Source organism: Halomonas sp. MMSF_3323 (assembly GCF_030733595.1).
GTDB classification, from domain to species: Bacteria; Pseudomonadota; Gammaproteobacteria; order Pseudomonadales; family Halomonadaceae; genus Halomonas; species Halomonas litopenaei.
The window spans coordinates 23,427-43,719 of the sequence record NZ_JASHIT010000032.1 but is presented as its reverse complement, the minus strand read 5'-3'; the positions used below and the strand labels follow the sequence as shown (position 1 = coordinate 43,719).

At 64.3% G+C, this 20,293-nt stretch carries 17 protein-coding genes; 3 read left to right on the top strand and 14 right to left on the bottom strand.

The features are described from left to right. Positions 1-142 precede the first annotated feature (142 nt). On the top strand, positions 143-1,588 hold the full coding sequence (locus RBB39_RS16115; RefSeq protein WP_045994154.1) for a catalase: 1,446 nt from the start codon (positions 143-145) through the stop codon (positions 1,586-1,588). 225 nt (positions 1,589-1,813) lie between these two features. On the opposite strand, the gene RBB39_RS16110 is transcribed toward RBB39_RS16115, so the two are convergent. From RBB39_RS16110 to RBB39_RS16075, 8 genes are all read right to left on the bottom strand, one after another. Continuing rightward, complete coding sequence (locus RBB39_RS16110; RefSeq protein WP_045994153.1) at positions 1,814-2,983, bottom strand: hypothetical protein; 1,170 nt, start codon at positions 2,981-2,983, stop codon at positions 1,814-1,816. A gap of 102 nt (positions 2,984-3,085) precedes the next feature. Continuing rightward, on the bottom strand, positions 3,086-4,243 hold the full coding sequence (locus tag RBB39_RS16105; RefSeq protein ID WP_045994152.1) for a porin: 1,158 nt from the start codon (positions 4,241-4,243) through the stop codon (positions 3,086-3,088). A 518-nt stretch (positions 4,244-4,761) separates the two neighbouring features. Continuing rightward, positions 4,762-6,294, bottom strand: a complete 1,533-nt coding sequence (locus RBB39_RS16100; protein WP_052704467.1) for a ProQ/FINO family protein — start codon at positions 6,292-6,294, stop codon at positions 4,762-4,764. Between the two features lie 206 nt (positions 6,295-6,500). Next, on the bottom strand, positions 6,501-7,073 hold the full coding sequence (locus tag RBB39_RS16095) for a dihydrofolate reductase (protein ID WP_045994150.1): 573 nt from the start codon (positions 7,071-7,073) through the stop codon (positions 6,501-6,503). Then, entirely contained in the window at positions 7,070-7,909 is an 840-nt protein-coding gene (locus tag RBB39_RS16090) for a thymidylate synthase (protein WP_045994149.1), read from the bottom strand. Before RBB39_RS16090 ends, RBB39_RS16095 begins: the two co-directional genes overlap by 4 nt. 208 nt (positions 7,910-8,117) lie before the next feature. Continuing rightward, positions 8,118-8,921 (bottom strand): prolipoprotein diacylglyceryl transferase, encoded by an 804-nt coding sequence (gene lgt / locus RBB39_RS16085; RefSeq protein WP_045994148.1) that lies wholly within the window; start codon positions 8,919-8,921, stop codon positions 8,118-8,120. 121 nt (positions 8,922-9,042) lie between these two features. After that, the gene (locus tag RBB39_RS16080) at positions 9,043-9,831 is read right to left on the bottom strand and encodes a sulfite exporter TauE/SafE family protein (protein WP_045994147.1); all 789 of its coding nucleotides are present in this window, start codon (positions 9,829-9,831) and stop codon (positions 9,043-9,045) included. Further along, complete coding sequence (locus RBB39_RS16075) at positions 9,831-11,024, bottom strand: response regulator (RefSeq protein ID WP_045994146.1); 1,194 nt, start codon at positions 11,022-11,024, stop codon at positions 9,831-9,833. The genes RBB39_RS16080 and RBB39_RS16075 overlap by 1 nt, the downstream gene beginning before the upstream one ends. 121 nt (positions 11,025-11,145) lie before the next feature. On the opposite strand from RBB39_RS16075, the gene RBB39_RS16070 reads away from it, so the two are divergent. Beyond that, a complete protein-coding gene (locus RBB39_RS16070) occupies positions 11,146-11,940 on the top strand; it encodes an NRDE family protein (RefSeq protein WP_045994145.1) in 795 nt (264 codons plus the stop codon). Positions 11,941-12,004: 64 nt separating this feature from the next. Here the strand turns inward: RBB39_RS16070 and ptsP are convergent, their stop codons facing one another. Next, positions 12,005-14,266: a phosphoenolpyruvate--protein phosphotransferase gene (gene ptsP, locus RBB39_RS16065; protein WP_045994144.1), complete on the bottom strand. Its 2,262-nt coding sequence runs from the start codon at positions 14,264-14,266 to the stop codon at positions 12,005-12,007. A gap of 122 nt (positions 14,267-14,388) precedes the next feature. Further along, positions 14,389-14,880, bottom strand: a complete 492-nt coding sequence (locus tag RBB39_RS16060; RefSeq protein WP_045994143.1) for an RNA pyrophosphohydrolase — start codon at positions 14,878-14,880, stop codon at positions 14,389-14,391. A 221-nt stretch (positions 14,881-15,101) separates the two neighbouring features. On the opposite strand from RBB39_RS16060, the gene RBB39_RS16055 reads away from it, so the two are divergent. Continuing rightward, positions 15,102-15,758 carry an HAD family phosphatase gene (locus RBB39_RS16055; protein ID WP_045994142.1) on the top strand — a complete coding sequence of 219 codons (657 nt, stop codon included), beginning with the start codon at positions 15,102-15,104 and terminating at the stop codon, positions 15,756-15,758. A 156-nt stretch (positions 15,759-15,914) separates the two neighbouring features. Here RBB39_RS16055 and RBB39_RS16050 read toward each other — a convergent pair whose 3' ends face one another. The 4 genes from RBB39_RS16050 to gshA all read right to left on the bottom strand — a co-directional run bounded on the left by RBB39_RS16050 (position 15,915) and on the right by gshA (position 20,154). Next, the gene (locus tag RBB39_RS16050) at positions 15,915-16,889 is read right to left on the bottom strand and encodes a malate dehydrogenase (protein ID WP_045994141.1); all 975 of its coding nucleotides are present in this window, start codon (positions 16,887-16,889) and stop codon (positions 15,915-15,917) included. Between the two features lie 462 nt (positions 16,890-17,351). Further along, positions 17,352-17,834, bottom strand: coding sequence for a sigma D regulator (rsd, locus tag RBB39_RS16045; RefSeq protein WP_045994140.1), 483 nt, complete (start codon positions 17,832-17,834; stop codon positions 17,352-17,354). Between the two features lie 152 nt (positions 17,835-17,986). Continuing rightward, a complete protein-coding gene (locus RBB39_RS16040) occupies positions 17,987-18,511 on the bottom strand; it encodes a disulfide bond formation protein B (RefSeq protein WP_045994139.1) in 525 nt (174 codons plus the stop codon). Then, a complete protein-coding gene (gene gshA, locus RBB39_RS16035) occupies positions 18,508-20,154 on the bottom strand; it encodes a glutamate--cysteine ligase (protein ID WP_045994138.1) in 1,647 nt (548 codons plus the stop codon). The genes RBB39_RS16040 and gshA overlap by 4 nt, the downstream gene beginning before the upstream one ends. Positions 20,155-20,293: the final 139 nt, after the last annotated feature.

The window sequence follows — 20,293 nt, the reverse complement described above, 5'->3', positions numbered from 1 at the left end:
AATACGTTACATGCATCGTGAATAGCATAAATAGTAACGCTAAACATCCATTTCCTATAAACGAAATAGAAAGGTTCGATTGTTCTTCGTCGACAGCGGTCTATACCTTATATCGGACCAGACCAAGAGCAGGAGACGCCACATGACCCGCAAGACAATGACCACCAGCGCCGGTGCCCCCATCGGTGACAACCAGAACAGCCTGAGTGCGGGCCCCCGTGGACCTCTGCTGCTCGAGGACTACCAGCTTCTCGAGAAACTCGCTCACCAGAACCGCGAGCGCATCCCCGAGCGCACCGTCCACGCCAAGGGCTGGGGCGCCCACGGCACCCTGACCATCACCCAGGACATCACCCGCTACTCCAAGGCCAAGGTCTTCACCCCGGGTAGCCAGACGCCGATGCTGGCCCGCTTCTCCACCGTGGCCGGCGAACAGGGTGCGGCGGACGCCGAGCGTGACGTGCGCGGCTTCGCCCTGAAGTTCTACACCGAGGAAGGCAACTGGGATGTGGTCGGCAACAATACGCCGGTGTTCTTTATCCGTGATCCGTCCAAGTTCCCGGACTTCATCCATACCCAGAAGCGCCACCCGCGCACCAACATGCGCTCGGCCACCGCGGCCTGGGACTTCTGGTCGCTGTCGCCAGAGTCACTGCATCAGGTGACCATGCTGATGTCGGACCGTGGCCTGCCCACCGACGTTCGTCACATCAATGGCTACGGTTCCCACACCTACTCATTGATCAACGCCGACAACCAGCGCGTGTGGTGCAAGTTCCACTTCCGCACCGCCCAGGGTCACAAGCACTTTACCGATGCCGAGGCCGAACAGGTGGTGGGCAAGAGCCGCGAGACCACCCAGGAAGACCTCTACAACGCCCTGGAAAACGGCGACTACCCGCGCTGGAACTTCTTTATCCAGGTGATGACCGAGGAACAGGCCAGGCAGGCGCCGTTCAATCCCTTCGACCTGACCAAGGTGTGGCCCCATGGCGACTACCCGCTGATCGAGGTCGGCTACTTCGAGCTCAACCGCAACGCCGACAACTACTTTGCCGAGATCGAGCAGGCTGCCTTCTCACCGTCCAACAAGGTGCCGGGCATCGGCTTCTCGCCGGACAAGATGCTGCAGGCACGGGTGTTCTCTTACGCCGACGCCCACCGCTACCGCCTCGGCACCCACTACGAGGCGCTGCCGGTCAACCAGCCGAAGTGTCCGGTCCACCACTACCACAAGGACGGCCCGATGCGCTTCTTCGCCAACGGAGAGCAAAACGGCGACGCCTACTACGAGCCCAACTCCTTCGATGGACCGACCGAGGACCCGAGCGTAGTGGAACCGCCGCTGCCGCTGGAAGGCGACGCCTGGCGCTACGACCACCGCGAAGGCAATGACGACTACGCACAGCCTCGCGCCCTGTTCGAATTGATGAGCCCGGAGCAGCGGGAGCGACTGTTCGGCAATATCGCCCGGCATATGCAGGGTGTCCCGGACTTTATCAAGGAGCGTCAGCTCGGCCACTTCGAGAAGTGCCACCCGGAGTACGCTGCCGGTGTGCGTGAGGCCATCGCCAGAATCGGTGACTGACCCATCTTGCCACCAGGCGAGAAGTGCCACCCGCTGACCAATCCCGTCACAGCACGTCCCCATGCCCCCGCCTAAAGGCGGGGGTATTTTTTTGTGTCCACCGTGGTGGCATCGTTCGGCTTGTCGGGCGACCCCACCGGCCAGAGACCAACGTCTTGCACAAAAAACGGGCCCCGAAGGGCCCGTCCTGTTGTCACCACTCGCGACGATACGTCGCTCGCGATATCAGTTGTCGAGCACGACCTTGAGCTCGTAGTTGTTGGGGCCGTCCTGGGCGTTGCCGAACTTCTGACCGGCGACCCGGATATGGTACATGCCCGGGTCCAGCTGGGTGGTCAGATCGACGTTGCCGTTGAAGCCCTGGCCTTCGCCCTCGGCGACGATACGCCCGGAGGAATCGGCCACCTCCATGGTCAGGCGATAGGTGTCTTCGTCGCCCGGCGGGAAGGTCGAGGTGGTGATACGCACGCTGCTCGGCTCGGCCACGTTGAAGCTCAGTACCTCACCACGAGCGCGAATCTTGACGTCGGTCTTGACGCTCTGCACCTGACGCTCATCCGGGTTATCGCTGCGCGCTGCACTACCGCTGACGCTGGCTGCCGCGCCTGCGCCGGCGGCTGCACCTGCTGTGGCACCGGCCGCCGAGGAGGAACCCGCCACCCCGGCCGTGGACGCCGTGGTGGCCGCCGAGGCACCTGCGCTTGAGGCCACTTCGCCTGCTGCCGCTGCGGAGGAGGCAGACGCAGAAGTCGCTGCTGCGCTGGAGGACTGGGCTGCGGCAGACTGAGTCGCGGCGGCCCCGGAGGCACCGGATTGACTACCCAGGGTGACCACTGCGTCACGACTGGTAACAAAGGCGCTCTGGCTTCCGTCACGATCCGAGCCCACGAACTGCAGACCCGTGCCATCATCCACCTCGATACGATTACCGCGATCATCGAGACCCACCACGGCGATGCTGTAGCCGTCGCCGGCGCGGCCGCGTCGGCCAAAGCGGGTGCCCTTGACCTGCAGCTCGTACATGCCAGGCGTCAGGCGACTCTCCAACTGGAGACCGCCGTCCTGGCCGTAGCCCTCGCCCCGAGCGATCACATTGCCGGCATCGTCCATCAGCACCGCATCGATCTGGTAGCTGTCTTCATAGCCTGCGCTGACACGGCTCTCGAAACGATAGACCCCTTCTTCCTCTACCTCGAAGTCATGGGCATGGGGGGACCCGAACATGAAGCTCTGGCTGCGGGCGTCACTCTCCGGCTTGAAGAAGCCGGTCAGATCGAGCTGGCGGTTCTCCTCACGGAAGCGCTCGGTCATGGCACTGTCAGAAGCCTGTACGGTGGTACCTGCAAGGGCAACACCAAGCGCCAGCAGCGCCGCGGGTAGGGTGACGTCTTTCATGGATCCTCACATGCTTGCCGATTGAGAGCAGAAAAAAAGCCGATCCCGGAGGATCGGCTTTCGTTTATAGCGTTCCAACGCTAGGGGGTCAAACCTGTCGGATTAGAACAGGTAGGTCAGACCCACGGCGTAGCCGTCACCCTGGTCGTTGTCACGGTCACGCACGGCGCCTTCCACGTAGGTGTACATGGCGTCGGAGATGTTGTAGGTCACACCGGCAACCACTTCGTTGAAGTTGTCGTCGTCGTTCTCGTCATCGTTGGCGCTGTCGAAGTCGCTGAAGCCGCTGCCGCCGAGGTCGATGTACTGGTAGGAACCGTAGATGTCACCCATGCCGTTCAGGTAGCCGTAACGGGCACCGATGGCGTAGTAGTCAGCGTCCTTCAGGAAGTCGTTGTCAGACTCGAAGCGCTCGTACTTGACGGCGACGCGCAGGCTGTCCCACTGGTACTGCATGGTGACACCGTACTGATCACCCAGATCTTCGTCATCGATGGTGACGTTGTTCTGAGTGGTGGTGACGGTGCCGTCAGCAGCCACGTCAGTGGACAGGTAGCTGACAGACTGGTCTTCGATGTCGTAGATGCCCAGGTCGTCGTAGACACCGGCGACAGAGAAGCCGCCGATGGTGTACTTCAGACCACCGAAGATGGAGGCTTCGCCACCGTCGGTCAGGTTTTCGTTCTCGGCGTCACCCTTGTACTGGGTACCCAGAGCGAACTGGAAGCCGCCCCAGACCGGAGAGGTGTAGGTGATCTTGTCGCCTTCGGGATCGCCGGCAACAACGCTGGCGTCATCGGCGTCTTCACCCGGAGCACCCTTGAAGGTGTTGGAGTCGGAGACGTCGAAGTATTCGTTGTTGGAGATCGGATCCTGGATCCAGTCGTCCAGCAGGGAGTCATAGGAACCGATGCGCGCGTCACCGAAGTTGCCCTTCAGGCCGATGTAGGCGGTGTCGCCTGCATCACGACCAGCGACCTTCATTTCGTCGGCCTTGAAGTCGTCGATTTCGATCTTGGCGTAGCCGATCAGACCGTTGTAGATGACGTGCTCAGCGGCGAAGCCGAAGGTAGAACCGTTGTCGGCAATCTCGTCACGGGAGTGACCGTCTTCGTCCTTCACCCCGGCGTAGACAATCTGGACGTTGCCGTAGATGTCGAGTTTGGTGCCGTCCTGGTTGTAGACGGTGGCAGCCTGGGCGCCTGCAGCGGTAAAGGCGGCAGCACCGGCGATGGCAGTCGCTAACAGTGTCTTTTTCATTGCTGAGTTCCTTTTGACTAGCTTGCTGTTTCGATCGTTGCTGCGCTTGGCAGCCTTGGCTTGCCGGTCATTGCCGGCTCGTTTTTCTGGCCTTGTGGTTCCTGGCAGGGAACCGAGGCAGCGAGCCTGACAGCGGCGAAGCCTTGTTATAGTCCAATGCTCGCAAGGGCAACCATATACCGGGATTCTCAGGAGCGCAACAAGAAAAAAACACTGTTTTCGTTCCCGCTGCCCCTCGATTCGACACCGATCCCTGCGAAGGCGCCGCCAGCGCTGGAACCGGAAAACCGACTTAACGAACATTGTTCGCTAACCTCGTACCGATTCTGCATAGAATGCTGCGCCGGGCATAGCGACTACATCATGCCCCGCTGATGTGACGCTTTCAAGTCAGCTGGGTTGAACACTGTCGACAGTCGTCAACGGCGGCGGCGGCCCATAAGGACCGCACAATTGATGACCGCATATGAGGACCATGCATAAAGCGCCCAGACAACGACCACACCCAGGGAGCGCGGTCAGTGACTACTATTGTGGCGGGCCATCAGGGCGTCGAGTTTGCGCTGCAGACGCGATTCCTCGCTGTCGTGGCCATGAGGCTGGTGCCTGGACTCGTTCTGCGGCTGGTGGAGATGCGGGGGACGCCCCTGTGACATCGCCGTGCGGCTGCTCTGTTCACTCTCGACTTCCCGATGGGGCTGCGGGTCGGCATTTGATGCCCCCTGGGGTTGTTTGCCCTTGCCAGCGCCAGCGCGCCGCCGGCCCTGGCCGCTGCGCCGCTGCGACACCTTGCCGCGCCCTTGCTGCTCCGCCTGCAGGCGGTCCAGCTTGCGCTTGGCGTGTTCGGCGGCCTGGGCATCGACCGCCCCGACCAGCGCGCCCTGGAGGTCGATACGCTCGGCGCCTTCCCTGACCGACTTGAGATACCGCGGCAGGTTGACGTAGCAGGCCAGGGCCCGCCGCACCAGCTTCTCGGGCCAGGGCTCGCTGGCCGCCAGGTCCTCGTGGATGCCCACCTTCAAGGGACGGGTGTGGCCCTTGAAGAAGGTCTTGTCATAGCGCTGGTACCACTCACCCAACAGCGCCTGGGGAGACGGCGCCTTGTCGATGGCCAGATCCCCCTGGCGGCCAGCCTCGTCGGAGGCCGTCGCTTCGGATGTATCACCCTGGAGGTCAGCGTTCCTGGAAGGCGCCCCTTGGCTTTGTTGGCTTGGCTTCGACCGAGAGGCGTCGGATGACACCGTCGCGTCAGTGGACGGTTCCGGGGACGCCTCGCTCGCCATAGTTGCCGGAGCGACTTCGCCGGCAGGCCCGCCCACTCGCCCAGCATCCTGGTCAGGAGTTTGCTCGGGGGCTTGGTCAGCGGCCTGGACAGGGGCTTGCTCACCGCTGTGCTCAGCGGAGGTCTTGTCGGCTTGCTCGGCTTGCTCGGCTTGCTCACCGGCTGTGGAAGCCGCTGTCTGGTCAGACGCCTGGTCGGCTGCTTGTTCAGTCGTCCGATCGTCTGTCTCGTCGGCTGACTGATCACCACTGGCATGACGCGGGCGATGCTGCATCAATGCAGCCAGGCCCTGGGCGCGTCGCTTGGGACGAACAAAGGCGGGGGACTGAGGCTCGGCTTCGGGATGTTCGACGCGCTCACGCAGCCTGGCGTTGTGGGCCTCGAGTTCACGATTCTGTTCATCGAGTTCGCGATTTTCCTCGGTCAGTTCGCTGTTTTCTTCAAACAGCGCCTGGCGCTCGGCGCGCAGTGCCTCAAGCTCCGTCTCGAGCTGACCGCTGCGTTCGACGGCGCTGCCAAGTTGCGACTCGAGCTCACGCTGACGTTCTCGGGCGGCGGTCAATTCGGCGTTCAGCTCAGCGCTCAACCGCTCTCGTTCGGACGCCAGCCGTTCGCACTCCTCCATCAAGCGCTGGCGCTCGTCGGCCATACGCTGGTGCTCGCTGGACAGCTGCCGCTCGCGCCGACGCCCCTCACGCAGTCCGTCCAATAGCGTCGCCGTGCGTTGCTCGAGCGCCTCCAACGGGTGTTCTGCGTGTGTCTCGATCACGTCGACTCCTCCAGGCTCAGCAAAATGCCGCGTTGCAGGGGTGACTCCGGTCACGCCCCGCTGTTGTCAGGGTTGTCGCCACAGTCTGTGCCAGGGCTTGCGATGTCGCAATTGTCGCCGCTCGGCGACGCTCATTGTGTCACCAGCAAGACGCCAATTTCGTCCCGTGGCGACTACCGCAAATCCGCAACCACGCAATAGGCGCTTCAGCTCTCGGCTGAACGCTCGTAGCGAACGAAGCGGTAGGCGGGCTGGCCTTCGCTCGGCGAGCCGGCTTCGCTGGCGACTTCCTGCCAGTCGCCCTCAAGCGCCGGGAAGTGGGCGTCACCTTCGATATCGACATCCACCTCGGTGAGATAGAGCCGCGATGCGATCGGCATGGCCTGGGCGTAGATCTGAGCCCCGCCCATGACCATGATCTCTTCGGCGGCCTCGATGGTGGCCTGACGGTCGGCCAGTTCGATCGCGCTGGCCAGGTCGTGACAGACCCTGACGCCGTCGTGATGAAAGGAGGTGTCACGGGTGACCACGATATTCAGCCGGTTAGGCAGCGGACGGCCGATGGACTCGAAGGTCTTGCGTCCCATCACCAGGGGCTTGGCCTGGGTCATGCGCTTGAAGAACTTGAGGTCCTCCGGCAGGTACCAGGGCAGCTGGTTGTCGACCCCGATGACCCGGTTACGCGACATGGCGGCGATCATCGCCACCGGCACGAAGGTGTCGAGCCTCGCCAGGTCCTGGCCTTCGCTCGAGTGCTGGGCATTGTCGGCGCTGCTCATACCGCTACCTCGGCCTTGATATGGGGATGGGGTTCATAATCGTGGATGCTGATGTGCTCGAAACGGAAGTCGAACAGGTTATCCACCGACGGCTCCAGCTCCAGGCGAGGCGCCCGGGTGGGCGTTCGACTCAGCTGCAGCTCGGCCTGCTCGAGATGATTCAGATAAAGGTGGGCATCCCCCAGGGTGTGAACGAAATCACCGGGTGCAAGACCCGCCACCTGGGCGATCATCCGAGTGAGCAGCGCGTAGCTTGCGATATTGAAGGGAACGCCAAGGAAGATGTCGGCACTGCGCTGATAGAGCTGGCAGGACAGCTTGCCGTCGGCCACGTAGAACTGGAACAGGCAGTGACAGGGAGGCAGTGCCATCTCGTCCACCAGCGCCGGGTTCCAGGCGGACACGATCAGCCGCCGTGAGCGCGGGTTGGTGGCAAGCTGGTCGAGCAGTGTCTCGATCTGATCGACGCTGCCACCGCGAGGATCCGGCCAGCTACGCCACTGGTAGCCATAGACAGGGCCGAGGTCGCCGTTCTCGTCGGCCCATTCGTCCCAGATACGCACGCCGTTTTCCTTGAGGTAGGCGATATTGGTGTCGCCCTTCAGAAACCACAGAAGCTCATGGATGATCGAACGCAGATGCAGCTTCTTGGTGGTCACCAGCGGAAAGCCACGGGACAGATCAAAGCGCATCTGATGACCAAAGATCGAGCGTGTGCCCACGCCGGTGCGGTCGTCACGCTCGATACCTTCGTCCAGCACCTTGCGCATCAAATCCAGATACGGCTGCTCCAGGGCGGGAAGGTCGGTGGCTTCGGCAGCGCTATCAACAGGCATCGGGATTCACTCGCTTGGTCGTGACGGATTCGGGACGGTTTCTCGAAACCAGAAAAACCGGCAATTGTACTGCCCGGCATGCTTCGATGCCAGACGCGGCCAGCTTGGCGCGGCCACCGGGGCCCGGTCTGCGTGACGCAGCCTCTTGGGCGTGTCCAACCGGGCGCGGCCAAGGCGGCTGCATCATGCATCGGCGGCTCGTCAGCGCCTAGCCGGCCGCAGGCGCGGTACTGGCATCCACCGGCTGGCGGCGAGACCAGGCCACCAACAGCACGCCGAACAGGATCATCGGCAGGCTAAGCAGCATGCCCATGGTGACCCAGCCCAGGGCAATGAAGCCAAGCTGCGGGTCTGGCTGACGCACGAACTCCACGGCGAAACGGCTCAAGCCGTAGATCAACAGGAACAGACCAGAGACCAGGCCGCGACGTCGCGGTGTGCTCGACACCCACCACAGCACCACGAACAGTACCAGGCCTTCGAGCAGCGCCTCGTACAGCGAGGAAGGATGACGCGGCTCGGGGCCGTAGCCAGGGAACGGCATACCCCAGGGAAGGTCAGTGACGCGGCCCGGCAGCTCGTGATTGATGAAGTTGCCGATACGCCCGGCCCCCAGGCCGATCGGCACCAGCGGCGCGACGAAGTCGGTCAGAGTGAAGAACGCCAGGTGCTTGCGCCGGGCGAACAGCAAGGCCGCCAGCAACACCCCGAGCAGGCCGCCATGGAAACTCATGCCGCCGTCCCACACCTTGACGATCCACAGCGGGTCCGCGAGCCACTGATCCAGCCCGTAGAACAGCGCGTAACCAAGGCGTCCACCGAGCACCACGCCGAGGGCGGCGTAGAACAGCAGGTCGCCCACGTCGTCCCGGGTCAGGCCGATGCGGTGGGCGCGTCGACAGCCCAACCACCAGGCAGCGACAAAGCCCACCACGTACATCAGTCCATACCAGTGGACCTGGAGCGGACCCAGCGAGATGGCAACGGGATCGATCTGGGGATAAGACAGCATAGTCGGTAGATTTCCTGAAAGTGACCGAGGTGACCAGAGAGTAACGTAGCGCTATACGAGCGGATGACCGCCAGAAAAACGCCACAGCGGCAATAGGACAGCAAGCGGCGGCGACGGTTCGCTACAGCAGGAAGCCGAGCCCCACCACCGTCAGCAACAGCGCGAACGACAGCTTGAGCACCCGAGCAGGCAACCGATGCGCCAGTCGCACACCAAGCCGCGCACAGGGAACGCTGGTCAGGGCAATCCCCAAAAGCGCCGGCAGCATGACAAAACCGAAGGCGCCATCGGGCAGTCGCGGATCACCAAGGCCCACGGCGATGAAGGTCACCGCACCGACCAGGGCGATGGGCAGTCCGCAGGCCGCCGAGGTACCGACCGCCTGGGTCATGCTGGCACCGCAGCGAATCAGCCAGGGAACGCTCAGTGTCCCCCCACCGATACCGAACAGGGCAGAGACACCACCGATGACACCGCCGGCGACGACCATGCTGCCACGCCCGGGTGCCTGACGCCCCGCCTTGGGCGAGCGCCCCAGCACCAGCTTGGCGGCGACCAGCAGCAGAAAGACACCGAACAGCGTGCCGAGCAGGCCACCCGACAGGGCGCCGGCGACGAACACCCCGAGCACGGCGCCCATCACCAGCCCCGGCAGCAGCGCTACCAGCCAGTCACGCCGAATGCTGCCGCGGCGAAAGTGGCCCCAGGCGGACGAGGCGCCGGTGATCACGATGGTCGCAAGCGAGGTCCCCACCGCCAGGTGCATGGCCACCTCGCCGGACACCTGTTGCAGCGCGAATACCGTCATCAGGCTGGGCACGATGATCAGCCCGCCACCCACGCCGTAGAGACCGGCCAGGAAGCCCGCCGCGGTGCCGAGCGCCAGATAGGAGACCAGGGACGCCAGCATCAGACCGACCTCGTCGGCAGCGGCAACCAGTGATCGAGCAGTTCGAGCAGCGCCTGGGGACGATAGGGCTTGGCCAGCCAGGCGTCCATGCCGGCCTGCTGAAAGCGCGCCTGGTCCTGGTCGCTGGCATTGGCGGTCAGGGCGATCACCACCGCACGCGGGCGGCCCGAATCCGCCGCCTCCATCGCGCGCAGACGACGGCAGGTCTCGACGCCGTCGATATCCGGCAGCACGATATCCATCAGCACCAGATCGACGGCAACCGCCGCCAGCCGCTCCAACGCTTCCTCTCCGCGGGTCGCGGTCACCACCTCGACGCCTCGGCGCTCGAGAACCTCCCGCGCCAGCATCAGGTTGACCGGACCGTCGTCGACGATCAGCACCCTGGGTGTCGCTTCGTCGGCCGATGACTCGGAAGGCTCTGCCACAGGCGCCGTGTCGGTGCCGTCCTCGAGGTTGTCGAGCAACAGGCGAATATCGCTCAGTCGGCGTAACGCCTCGGGCTCGGCGCCGTCGCCGGCCCGGTTGATCAGCTGATCGAGCTCGGCGATCAAGGGTGCCAATGCCTTGCCGACGTGGCTCAGGTAGCTCGACTTCAGACGCGACTCTTCTCTGGCGCGGGACAGCGCGGCGGCCAGGCGCCGGCTTTCGTGCTCCCAGTCGCTGGGCTCGCCGAGCGAATCCGGCGTGTTCTCTGCTCGGCTATCTACTCCGATATCTGCTCTGACTTCCCCCTGGCTTTCAAGCCAAACCGCATCACCGCTCTCGACGTCAGGCGGACTGCCACGCCGTCTTTGGCCTGCCTTCGGTCGAGCGTCGATGGCCTCGAGCAGCCACCTGACTCGCTCCATCAGCGAGTCTTCCGGCGTGGGGGCTTCGTGCCGGCCATCGAGTTGTGGCGACAACTGGCTCTCGACCCGTTCGAGCAGGCTGTCGAAGTCACGCTGAGCGCGGGATAGGCGATGCTTGAGCAGCACCAGGAAGACGAGGATGTTGAGCGTGGTGCCCACCAGCAGCCCCATGACGATCCACAGGGTGGTGCTCCAGCCGGCGGCGGCGGGCATCAGCCAGTGCAGCGAGGCGCCCAGCACCAGACACAGCGCCAGCAGCACCCCCTGGGCGGCTACCACCGGCCACAGGATGGGAATCACCAGCCTGCGCCAAAAGCGATCCCTGCTATCGTCGCCTTCCATCTTCCATCCTGTTGAATGAAGAAGCCAAGAGTGTACGTTGCCGGCCGCAGCCTGTCATGGTGGCACAGTTGTAGGCTCGCCCCGGATTCCCCTGGGCAGAAAATCCGGCTACGCTGCGCCCATGTGCCTGATTGCCTTTCACTTCGCCCCGGACAGTGCGCGGCCGATCACCTTGATCGCCAACCGCGACGAGGTCCACTCGCGCCCCACCGCGCCCCTGGCCGCCTGGCCGGATGCCCCGGGGCTGGTCGCCGGTCGCGACCTCGAGGCCGGCGGGACCTGGCTCGGCATCCATCGTCGCGGCCGCTTCGCCGCCATCACCAATGTTCGCGACCCGGAACTGATACCACCGCAACCGAGCGAAAGCCGGGGCCTGCTGGTGCGCCGTGGCCTTGAAACCGATGACCTCGAGGCCTGGCTCGAATGCCAGAGTGCGGGCGAGGCATTGCGCTACGGCGGCTTCAATCTGCTGATCGGCGACGGCAAGCGGCTTTGGCACCTCGAGCGGCATCGCCACGGCTGCGCGCTGCAGGCGGTCGAGGCCGGAGTGCACGGCCTGTCCAACGCCTCTCTGGATACCCCCTGGCCCAAGCTGGTCCAGGTGCGCAACGCCCTGGCCGAAGACATCACCGAGGCCAGACACGCCTCCCTGGCAAGCGCCCGCCAGGGCTTCCTCGACCGCCACCCGGCGCCGGACAGTAGCCTGCCGGACACCGGCGTGGGGCTGGAGCTCGAACGCTTCCTGTCACCGGCATTTATCGTCGGCGACGACTACGGCACCCGTGCCACCAGCGAGTTGACGCTGCACCGAGACGTGAACGGCGAGCGTTTCGACATCTCGGAACGGCGCTTTGGCCCGGGCGGGCGGCCTCAGGGCGAGACCCGGCTGGCGCTGACCATCGAACGAGACGGCTGAAGCGTCGCTGGCCACGCTGCGAGATGCCAAGGCGCGCGGCCATCCTTGACGGCCGCTGCCTCGCTCAATCCCTGGGCGGCAGCAGATGGGCCAGCTGCCAGGCCTGCATGCGGTTCGCCAGGTGGGCGCGCACCTCGGCTGGCGTATCCAGCGCAAGGGTCTGCTCCACCAGCTCGGCTGCCGCCTCCCGCGATACCCGGCGAATGGCCGCCCGCACACGCGGCAGGTTGGGGCCATTCATCGACAGCACCCGGAAGCCCATGCCCATCAGCAGCAGCGCACCTGCCGGGTCGCCGGCGAGTTCGCCACACACCGAGGTCGGCACGTTCAGCTCGCTGCTCTCGGCGGCCAGGCGATGCAGCGCCGACAGCACCGCAGGGTGACAGGAATCGTAGAGGTCGGCGACCCGCGGGTTGTTGCGATCCACCGCCAGCAGGTACTGGGTCAGGTCGTTGCTGCCCACGGAGAAAAAGTCGACCCGCGCCGCCAGTGCCTTGAGCTGATAGAGCGTTGCCGGCACCTCGAGCATCACCCCGAGGCGCGGCCGGCGCACTTCCACCCCCTCTTCGCCCAGCTCGATGATCGCCCGCTCGATTAGCTTCAGGGTGTCATCGACTTCATCGACATTGGTCACCATGGGCAGCAGCAGCTCGAGGTTGTCGAGCCCCTGGGAGGCCCGGAGCATGGCGCGCAGCTGTACCATCAGCACTTCGGGGTGATCCAGGGTGACGCGAATACCGCGCCAGCCGAGAAAGGGGTTGGCCTCTTCGATGGGGAAGTACGGCAGGTCCTTGTCGCCACCGATATCCAGGGTCCGCATCACCACCGGAAGCGGGGCAAAGCTCTCGAGCTGCTCCCTGTACAGCCGGGTCTGCTCCTGCTCGCCGGGGAAACGTTCGGTGATCATGAACGGCACTTCGGTGCGATACAGGCCAACCCCGCCGATACGCGTCTTGAGCGATGCGACCGTATCGACGGTCAGTCCGGTATTGACCATCAGCGTCATGGCGTGACCGTCCGGGGTCACGCTGGGCAGGTCCTGCTCGTGTTCGAGCAGCGCCGCCAGGGCCTTCTCCTCGTCGATCTGGCTCTGGTAATGGGCCACCAGCTCCGGACCAGGACGCACGAACACGCGCCCTCGGTGACCATCCAGCACCAGCGGGGCGCCGTCGAGTCGCGGCAATGGCAGGTCGATCATCCCCGACACCAGCGGAATCCCCATGGCACGGGCGATGATGGCCACATGGGAGTTGCTCGACCCTCGTACCGAGATCAGTCCGCCAAGTCGGTCCCGGGGCACCTCGCCAAGCAGCGCGACGCTGATCTCGTCACCGATCAGGATGGCCCCCTGGGGGTAGTGTTCGGGCAACCGCGGCGACTCTTCCTGCAGATGGGCCAGCACTCGGCGTCCGAGATCGCGCACGTCGGCGGCACGCTCTCTCAGGTAATCGTCGTCCACCCGCTCAAGATACTGCACATGGCGGCGCACCACGTCGGCCAGGGCGCCGGGCGCCCACTGGCCCTCGCGGATACGCTTTTCGACTTCCTGGGACAGCGCCGCCTCGCCGAGCATCTGCTGATAGACGTCGAACAGCGCCAGTTCCTGGGCCGAGATACGATTGGCCAGCCGCTCGCCGGCGGCACGAATCTCTTCGCGCACCCGAGCGATGGCGTCCTTGAGCCGCGCGATCTCGAACTCGACGTCGGTGGGCACCAGATCCGGCACGCTGTCGAGATCGGCCGGCGGTGACAGCACCACCGCCTCGCCGATGGCCATGCCGGGTGAGGCGGCGACCCCGATGAAGGTCGCCTGGACGCCGGGAAAGGCCGGGCAGGTTAGCCCACCGGTAGCCAGCGCATGGGCCAGCACGCCAGCAAGCTGGGCGCCCATGGTGACCAGGAAGGCCTCGTCGGATTCATCGTAGCGACGACGCTCTGCCTGTTGCACCACCAGTACACCGAGCATGCGGCGCTGATGGATGATGGGCACACCGAGAAAGCTCGAGTAGCGCTCTTCACCGGTCGCCTCGAAGTAACGGAAACTGGGGTGAGCCTGGGCGTCCTCCAGGTTGAGCGGTTCCTCGCGGCGGGCCACGGTGCCAACCAGCCCCTCCCCTACCGGCAGCGCCACCTGGCCCACCGCCTGGGTTCTCAGGCCGATGGTCTCCATCAGCACCAGCGCATCGCGTTCGCCGTCAAACAGGTAGAACGAACAGACATCGGTCTGCATCGCCTTGCGTGTCCGGCGCACCAGGGTCGCCAGCGCCGCGTCCAGGCTGCGCGCGCTGTTGACCTCCTGAATGATTCGTTGCAGGACCTTGAGCATGGAAAGGTCTCACCCCTGTTCTTGTACTGGTCCGGCCATGGGGCGACCGAACGATAAGTGGGAGGCAGCAACGCCACCGGCCTCTCGCCGACGTGGCTGATGTGCTGCCGCGGGCGCTGGATTCATCCCTTCTCCAGCGCCAGGCTCTGGGCGCGAGGCAATAGCTCACGTAGTGCTCGGCGGTAGACCTCCCTCTTGAACGGTACCACCTGCCCCAGCGGATACCAGTAACTGACCCAACGCCAGCCATCGAACTCGGGCTTGGGGGTGCCATCCACACAGATGCGGCTTTCCTGGCAGCGGATCCGCAGCAGGAACCACTTCTGTTTCTGTCCTATGCACACTGGGCGCGAATGTGTGCGAACCATGCGTCGCGGCAGGCGGTAGCGTAGCCACCCCCTGGTGCAGGCCAGTACCTCCACATCCTCGGCGGTCAGGCCGATTTCTTCGTGGAGCTCTCTGAACAAAGCCTGCTGGGGCGTCTCATCTGACTTGATGCCTCCCTGGGGAAATTGCCACGCGTTCTGCCCTACCCGACGCGCCCATAGCAGCTGCCCCTGGTCGTTGACGATGATGATGCCAACGTTGGGGCGAAAGCCGTCTGCGTCGATCACGGGCTTCACCTTTCCAATCGGTATTGACTGCATTCTTCCACAATGGCTCGAAGCGCATCAATACGACATCTCGAACCCCTGCCGAGGTTCTGACATAATCGCCCCCTTTGTGGCCTTCCCGGGCCAGGGGCCCATGGGCATGACGTACGCCTGTTGCTGGCCACTCCGACACAGATCGCCGGGCCGGGAGGTCGCCTCACCCAAGCGCCGGGAGACACACCTTGAGTCTGGCCATCTTCGATTTGGACAATACCCTGCTGTCGATCGACAGCGACCATGCCTGGGGCGAATTCCTGCTCGAGCAGGGCGCCGTGGACGCGGTGGCCTATCGCGAGGCCAATGACCGCTTCAAGGCCGACTACGACGCCGGTCGTCTCGACATGATGGCCTTCCTGGAGGTGGCCCTGAAGCCACTGGCGGACAATTCCATGGAACAGCTCGCCGCCTGGCACCAGCAGTTCATGGCCAGCAAGATCGAGCCCGCCATCCTGCCCCAGGCCGAGGAACTGATCGCCCGCCACCGCGCGCGGGGCGACACCCTGCTGATCATCACCGCCACCAATCGCTTCATCACTGGCCCCATCGCCGAACGTCTGGGCATCGATGACCTGATCGCCGTGGAACCGGAGCTCGTCGATGGCCGCTACACCGGCCGGGTCAGCGGCGTGCCGAGCTTTCAGCAGGGCAAGGTGACCCGCCTGGAACAGTGGCTTTCTGAGCGCGACGACACCCTCGACGGCGCCTGGTTCTACAGCGACTCCCACAACGACCTGCCGCTGCTCGAGCAGGTCGATCATCCGGTCGCGGTGGACCCGGACCCGGCCCTGCGCGAAGTCGCCGAGGCCAAGGGCTGGAAGATCATCTCCCTGCGCGGTTGAGCCAAGCGCGGTTGAGACAAGCCCCTCGCACGACACCGACGCCATCCACAAAAGAACCCCGCCACATTGTGGCGGGGTTCTTCGTTGGCACGATGACCGCTGGTCGACGTGCAGGCGATGCTCTGCAAGGCCCTGTCGGGCCTTGCGAGACCGATATCAGCCCAGCAGGTGCTCGACCGCAGCGCGCTCTTCGCGCAGCTCGTCTTCGGTCGCCTTCATCTTGGTGCGGCTGAACTCGTCGACCTCGAGGCCCTGGACGATCTCGTACTTGCCGTCCTTGCACACCACCGGGTAGGAATACATGATGCCCGGCTCGACGCCGTAGCTGCCGTCGGCAGGAATGCCCATGCTGACGATGCCGTCGCTGCCCAGCGCCCAATCACGCATGTGATCGATGGCGGCGGATGCGGCGGAGGCAGCGGAGGATGCACCACGCGCCTTGATGATGGCGGCGCCACGCTGCTGCACGGTCGGGATGAAGTCGTTTTCGTACCAGTCGCGCTCGACCAGGTCGAAGGCCGGCTTGCCGTCCACCTTGCAGTGGGACAGATCCGGGTACTGGGTCGCGCTGTGGTTACCCCAGACGATCATGCTGTCGACGTCGGTGACGTGCTTGCCGGCCTTCTGCGCCAGCTGGGTCTTGGCCCGGTTGTGGTCCAGACGCATCATCGCGGTGAACTGACCGGCGTCGAGGTCCGGCGCGTTGCAGGAGGCGATCAGGGCGTTGGTGTTGGCCGGGTTGCCCACCACCAGCACGCGAATGTCACGGCTGGCGTTGTCGTTGATGGCCTTGCCCTGGGCGGAGAAGATGGCGGCGTTGGCCTCGAGCAGGTCCTTGCGCTCCATGCCCGGACCGCGCGGACGGGCACCCACCAGCAGGGCGAAGTCGGCGTCCTTGAAGGCCACGTTGGCATCGTCGGTGGCGACGATGTCCTGAACCAGCGGGAAGGCACAGTCGTTGAGCTCCATCACCACGCCATTCAGCGCTTCCATGGCCGGAGTGATCTCGAGCAGCTGCAGGATGACCGGCTGGTCCGGGCCCAGCATGTCGCCTGCGGCGATACGGAAGGCGAGAGAGTAGCTGATCTGACCGGCGGCACCGGTGATGGCAATACGTACGGGGTCTTTCATCATGGCTCCTTGGGATTGTCGCCGTGAAGGGGCCCGGGCGGCATCATGCAGACGTCGGCCGACACCTTGGCTGCCTCGGGCGGCGTTCAGGACGCGGAAAATCTTATGCTTGCAGTGCACAAAACTCAATTGGCCCGACGCAATTGACCTGGCCTCGCACCGCCGACCTGGGTTGTCGCCAGGCACGTCCGCCTGGACGATCTGACGTGGCGGCCCTCAAGAGCCAGATCCAGAAGTGTCGGATCCTCTGAGTATCGGGAGCGGGCGAAATCGGCGGCCTGGTGCGAACAACGCCACCAAAGCCTTCGGTGTTATCGAAGGCGATCAAGGCGCTGCGCTGGCCTTGCGCGCCCACTCACCCTCTCACTAACCCTCTCACTCACTGTCCGCCCTCACGGTCCGCCCTCACGGTCCGCCCTCACGGTCCGCCCTCACTACCCTCCTTCACCGCCGGCACCCCTGTCAGGAGATACCTTCGGCGGGGGCGTGCTCGTCGTGGAGCCGTGCAATCAGCTGATCTTCCAGGCCGAAGCGCTCCGACAGGCCCTTCTTCAGACGCTCGAGCCAGGCCGGCAAACGCGGCAGAAAGCGTTGGCAGCGCACCGGAGTAGAGTAGTCCTCGTCAAAGGACAGCACCAGTTCGGTGGACATCTCGAGGCGTTCCAGCAGACGATCGGCGATATTCAGTGCCGACGTGTCATCGAAGGCACGCGCCTCTTCCCTCAGTTGCGGATAGACCTCGAAATGGCCGGCGCTGATGTAGTCCATCAGCGTCTCGCTGAAGGTGTCGATGCGTTCCTTGGTGATGGTTTCCAGATCCGCATCGCATGACTGTTCGAGCTCATTCAAGACAACGAGCAAACCCTCGCGCTGCTCGAGCCAGCGGTCGATCAGTCGATGGACGCCTCCCCAGCGTTCGCGAGCGGTCTTGCAATCTTCCAACATGGCGGCCTCCCTAGCACTGCCTCACCCCGAATCCAGGCGGATGAACAGACTCCCTCGTGCCGCCGCCCCTGTCAACGAATGCATGCCAAGTACCTGATTGGCCGTCATCACCGACAGCAAAACGGCGCAGAGAACGCCTCTACCGCCAAGCTTCAGCCGTTCCAGCGATAGCCGCTGGTCGTGGCCCGCAGCGTCGTGAGCATGCCCACCGGCACCGCCAGCAGTACCACAAAGCCAATCAACGTCCAGCCTGGCAGCGACAGCCCGAGCAGGGTAGCGCCGACCTCGGCGCACTCGCCGGAGCCGGACAACACCGAGGCGATGACCTTCTGCAGCGGCAGCACATCGATCATGTAGTCAAGACCGGGGCCACAGCTCGGCACCTGATCCGCCGGCAGCGACTGCAGCCACAGATGACGCCCGGCGACAGCGATCCCGGAGAACACCGCCAGGGCCGCCAGACCGCTGTAGGCCACTGTGGCGAATGCACCACGAGGTCCATGCAGCGCGGCCACGGCAAACACCAGCCCCGCCGCGATCACCGCCACCCGCTGAAACACACAAAGCGGACAGGGCTCGAGCCCGACCAGGTGTTCAAGCCCCAGGGCCACGGCCATCATTGCCACGCAAAAGCCCAGTCCCGCCAGGCTCCACTGCCGCAGGCTCCACTCGCTCATTTCAGGCTCTCTCCGCTATGGGTCGGTTGATCCGTGGGTGCCAACGCCCGGGTCTCCCGGGCTCGGCTGAAATAGTCGCTCAGGAATTGAGCAAAATCGCTGGTGTCGGATGCCTCGATCTCCCGCTGCTGCTGATGAGAGGTCTCGACCAGGTCTTCCAGCATGGACGCACGACACCGGTTGAGCGGCTCGTCAGCCAGCGCAGCGGCCTGCTCACGGGCGATGGCGACCATGGCCTCGACAAACTCCTCACCGTTGTCCTCGAGGCGCGCCAGCACGCGAGCAGAAGGCGTCAGCGACGGATCATCGATGCGCGGCGCGATCGCGTCCACCGCCTGCTGGTGGGGACTGCCATCCTCGAGCTGGTCGAGCAGCGCGGCGACCTCGCGCATCTCGGCGACGATGGCACGACTCCAGTCGACCAGACCGCGGCGGTTGCCTCGGTCATTGAGCTCGAGCCCGGGCTCGCGACCGCGCTCCACCACCAGGCGACGATTGTCGTCCAGGTGGTCACACTCCTCGTCGGAGATCCAGGGACTGTCGGACAGCAGACACCACACCAGGAAGGTGTCGAGAAAGCGGGTCTGGGCGGCATCGATCCCCAGGGTAGCGAAGGGATCGATATCCAGACAGCGGACCTCGATGTACTCGACACCGCGGGCCTCGAGGGCCTGGCTCGGTGTCTCGTCGTGACGGGTGACCCGCTTGGGACGAATATCGCTGTAGTACTCGTTCTCGATCTGCAGGATGTTGGCGTTGAGCTGACGCCAGCTATCGTCATCACGCACACCCAACGCCTCGTAGTCTGGCCAGCCGGTGGCGATGGCATGGCGCAGGGTGTTGACGTAATTCGACAACGAATTGAAGCAGATCTTGAGCTGATCCTGCACCTTGTTCTGGTAGCCCAGATCGGACATCCGCAAGCTCGTCGCATAGCGAGATACCAGGGTGCGCTCGCCGAGGCGTTCCAGCCCCTCGGGGATCTCGCCATCATCCAGGAAGCTGTCGTCGACGGCGGGCGATGCACCGAACAGATACAGCAGTAGCCAGCTATGGCGCCGGAAGTTGCGGATCAGTCCGAAGTAGCGCGACGAGCGGTACTCGCCCATGGACACCTGCTCCTGCTCGTCCAGGGTCTGCAGCAGCGTCCACAGGTCGTCGGGCAGCGACACGTTGTAGTGGATGCCGGCGATCGACTGCATGATCCGCCCGTAGCGAGCGTCCAGGCCGCGACGATAGACATGCTTCATGGTGCCGACGTTGGAGCTCCCGTAGTCGGCAATGGGCACGCTGTCGTTGCCATTGAGCCGGGAAGGCATGCTGGCCGGCCAGATCCACTCTCCGTCCAGATGGCGATAGGTGTAGCGATGGAGATCGGCCAGAAATTCCAGCGCCTCGTCGGGACGGCTGTAGACCGGCGTGATGTACTCCAGCAGCGCCTCGGAGTAGTCCGTGGTGATATGGGGGTGGGTCAGTTTGGAGCCCAGCGCCCGGGGATGGAAGGTCGCCGCGATCACGCCGCGGTCGTCGACCCGAAGCCCCTCCTTTTCAATGCCGCGGCGCAGGCGGCCGAAGCGTCGTGCGGCCGCCGGGCCGCGCAGGCGTTCGAGGAGCGAAGAAAGCTGAGTGGACAAGGTGAACACCCCGTGTCGTGGAAGGGCCCGGGGGCCTGCTTCGAATGGCGGCGACGGCAACGGGCGCTCAGGCGCCCGTTGTTTCAGTCGACAGATACGGTCGACAGCGAAGGTCGACAGTCGAGATCGCTGGATAAGGTCGACAGAT

Excerpts from the sequence above, each read along its gene's own strand:
- RBB39_RS16115 (WP_045994154.1), top strand. The coding sequence starts at position 143 with ATGACCCGCAAGACAATGACCACCAGCGCCGGTGCCCCCATCGGTGAC.
- RBB39_RS16110 (WP_045994153.1), bottom strand. The coding sequence starts at position 2,983 with ATGAAAGACGTCACCCTACCCGCGGCGCTGCTGGCGCTTGGTGTTGCC.
- RBB39_RS16105 (WP_045994152.1), bottom strand. The coding sequence starts at position 4,243 with ATGAAAAAGACACTGTTAGCGACTGCCATCGCCGGTGCTGCCGCCTTT.
- RBB39_RS16095 (WP_045994150.1), bottom strand. The coding sequence starts at position 7,073 with ATGAGCAGCGCCGACAATGCCCAGCACTCGAGCGAAGGCCAGGACCTG.
- RBB39_RS16090 (WP_045994149.1), bottom strand. The coding sequence starts at position 7,909 with ATGCCTGTTGATAGCGCTGCCGAAGCCACCGACCTTCCCGCCCTGGAG.
- lgt (WP_045994148.1), bottom strand. The coding sequence starts at position 8,921 with ATGCTGTCTTATCCCCAGATCGATCCCGTTGCCATCTCGCTGGGTCCG.
- RBB39_RS16080 (WP_045994147.1), bottom strand. The coding sequence starts at position 9,831 with ATGCTGGCGTCCCTGGTCTCCTATCTGGCGCTCGGCACCGCGGCGGGC.
- RBB39_RS16075 (WP_045994146.1), bottom strand. The coding sequence starts at position 11,024 with ATGGAAGGCGACGATAGCAGGGATCGCTTTTGGCGCAGGCTGGTGATT.
- RBB39_RS16070 (WP_045994145.1), top strand. The coding sequence starts at position 11,146 with ATGTGCCTGATTGCCTTTCACTTCGCCCCGGACAGTGCGCGGCCGATC.
- ptsP (WP_045994144.1), bottom strand. The coding sequence starts at position 14,266 with ATGCTCAAGGTCCTGCAACGAATCATTCAGGAGGTCAACAGCGCGCGC.
- RBB39_RS16050 (WP_045994141.1), bottom strand. The coding sequence starts at position 16,889 with ATGAAAGACCCCGTACGTATTGCCATCACCGGTGCCGCCGGTCAGATC.
- rsd (WP_045994140.1), bottom strand. The coding sequence starts at position 17,834 with ATGTTGGAAGATTGCAAGACCGCTCGCGAACGCTGGGGAGGCGTCCAT.
- RBB39_RS16040 (WP_045994139.1), bottom strand. The coding sequence starts at position 18,511 with ATGAGCGAGTGGAGCCTGCGGCAGTGGAGCCTGGCGGGACTGGGCTTT.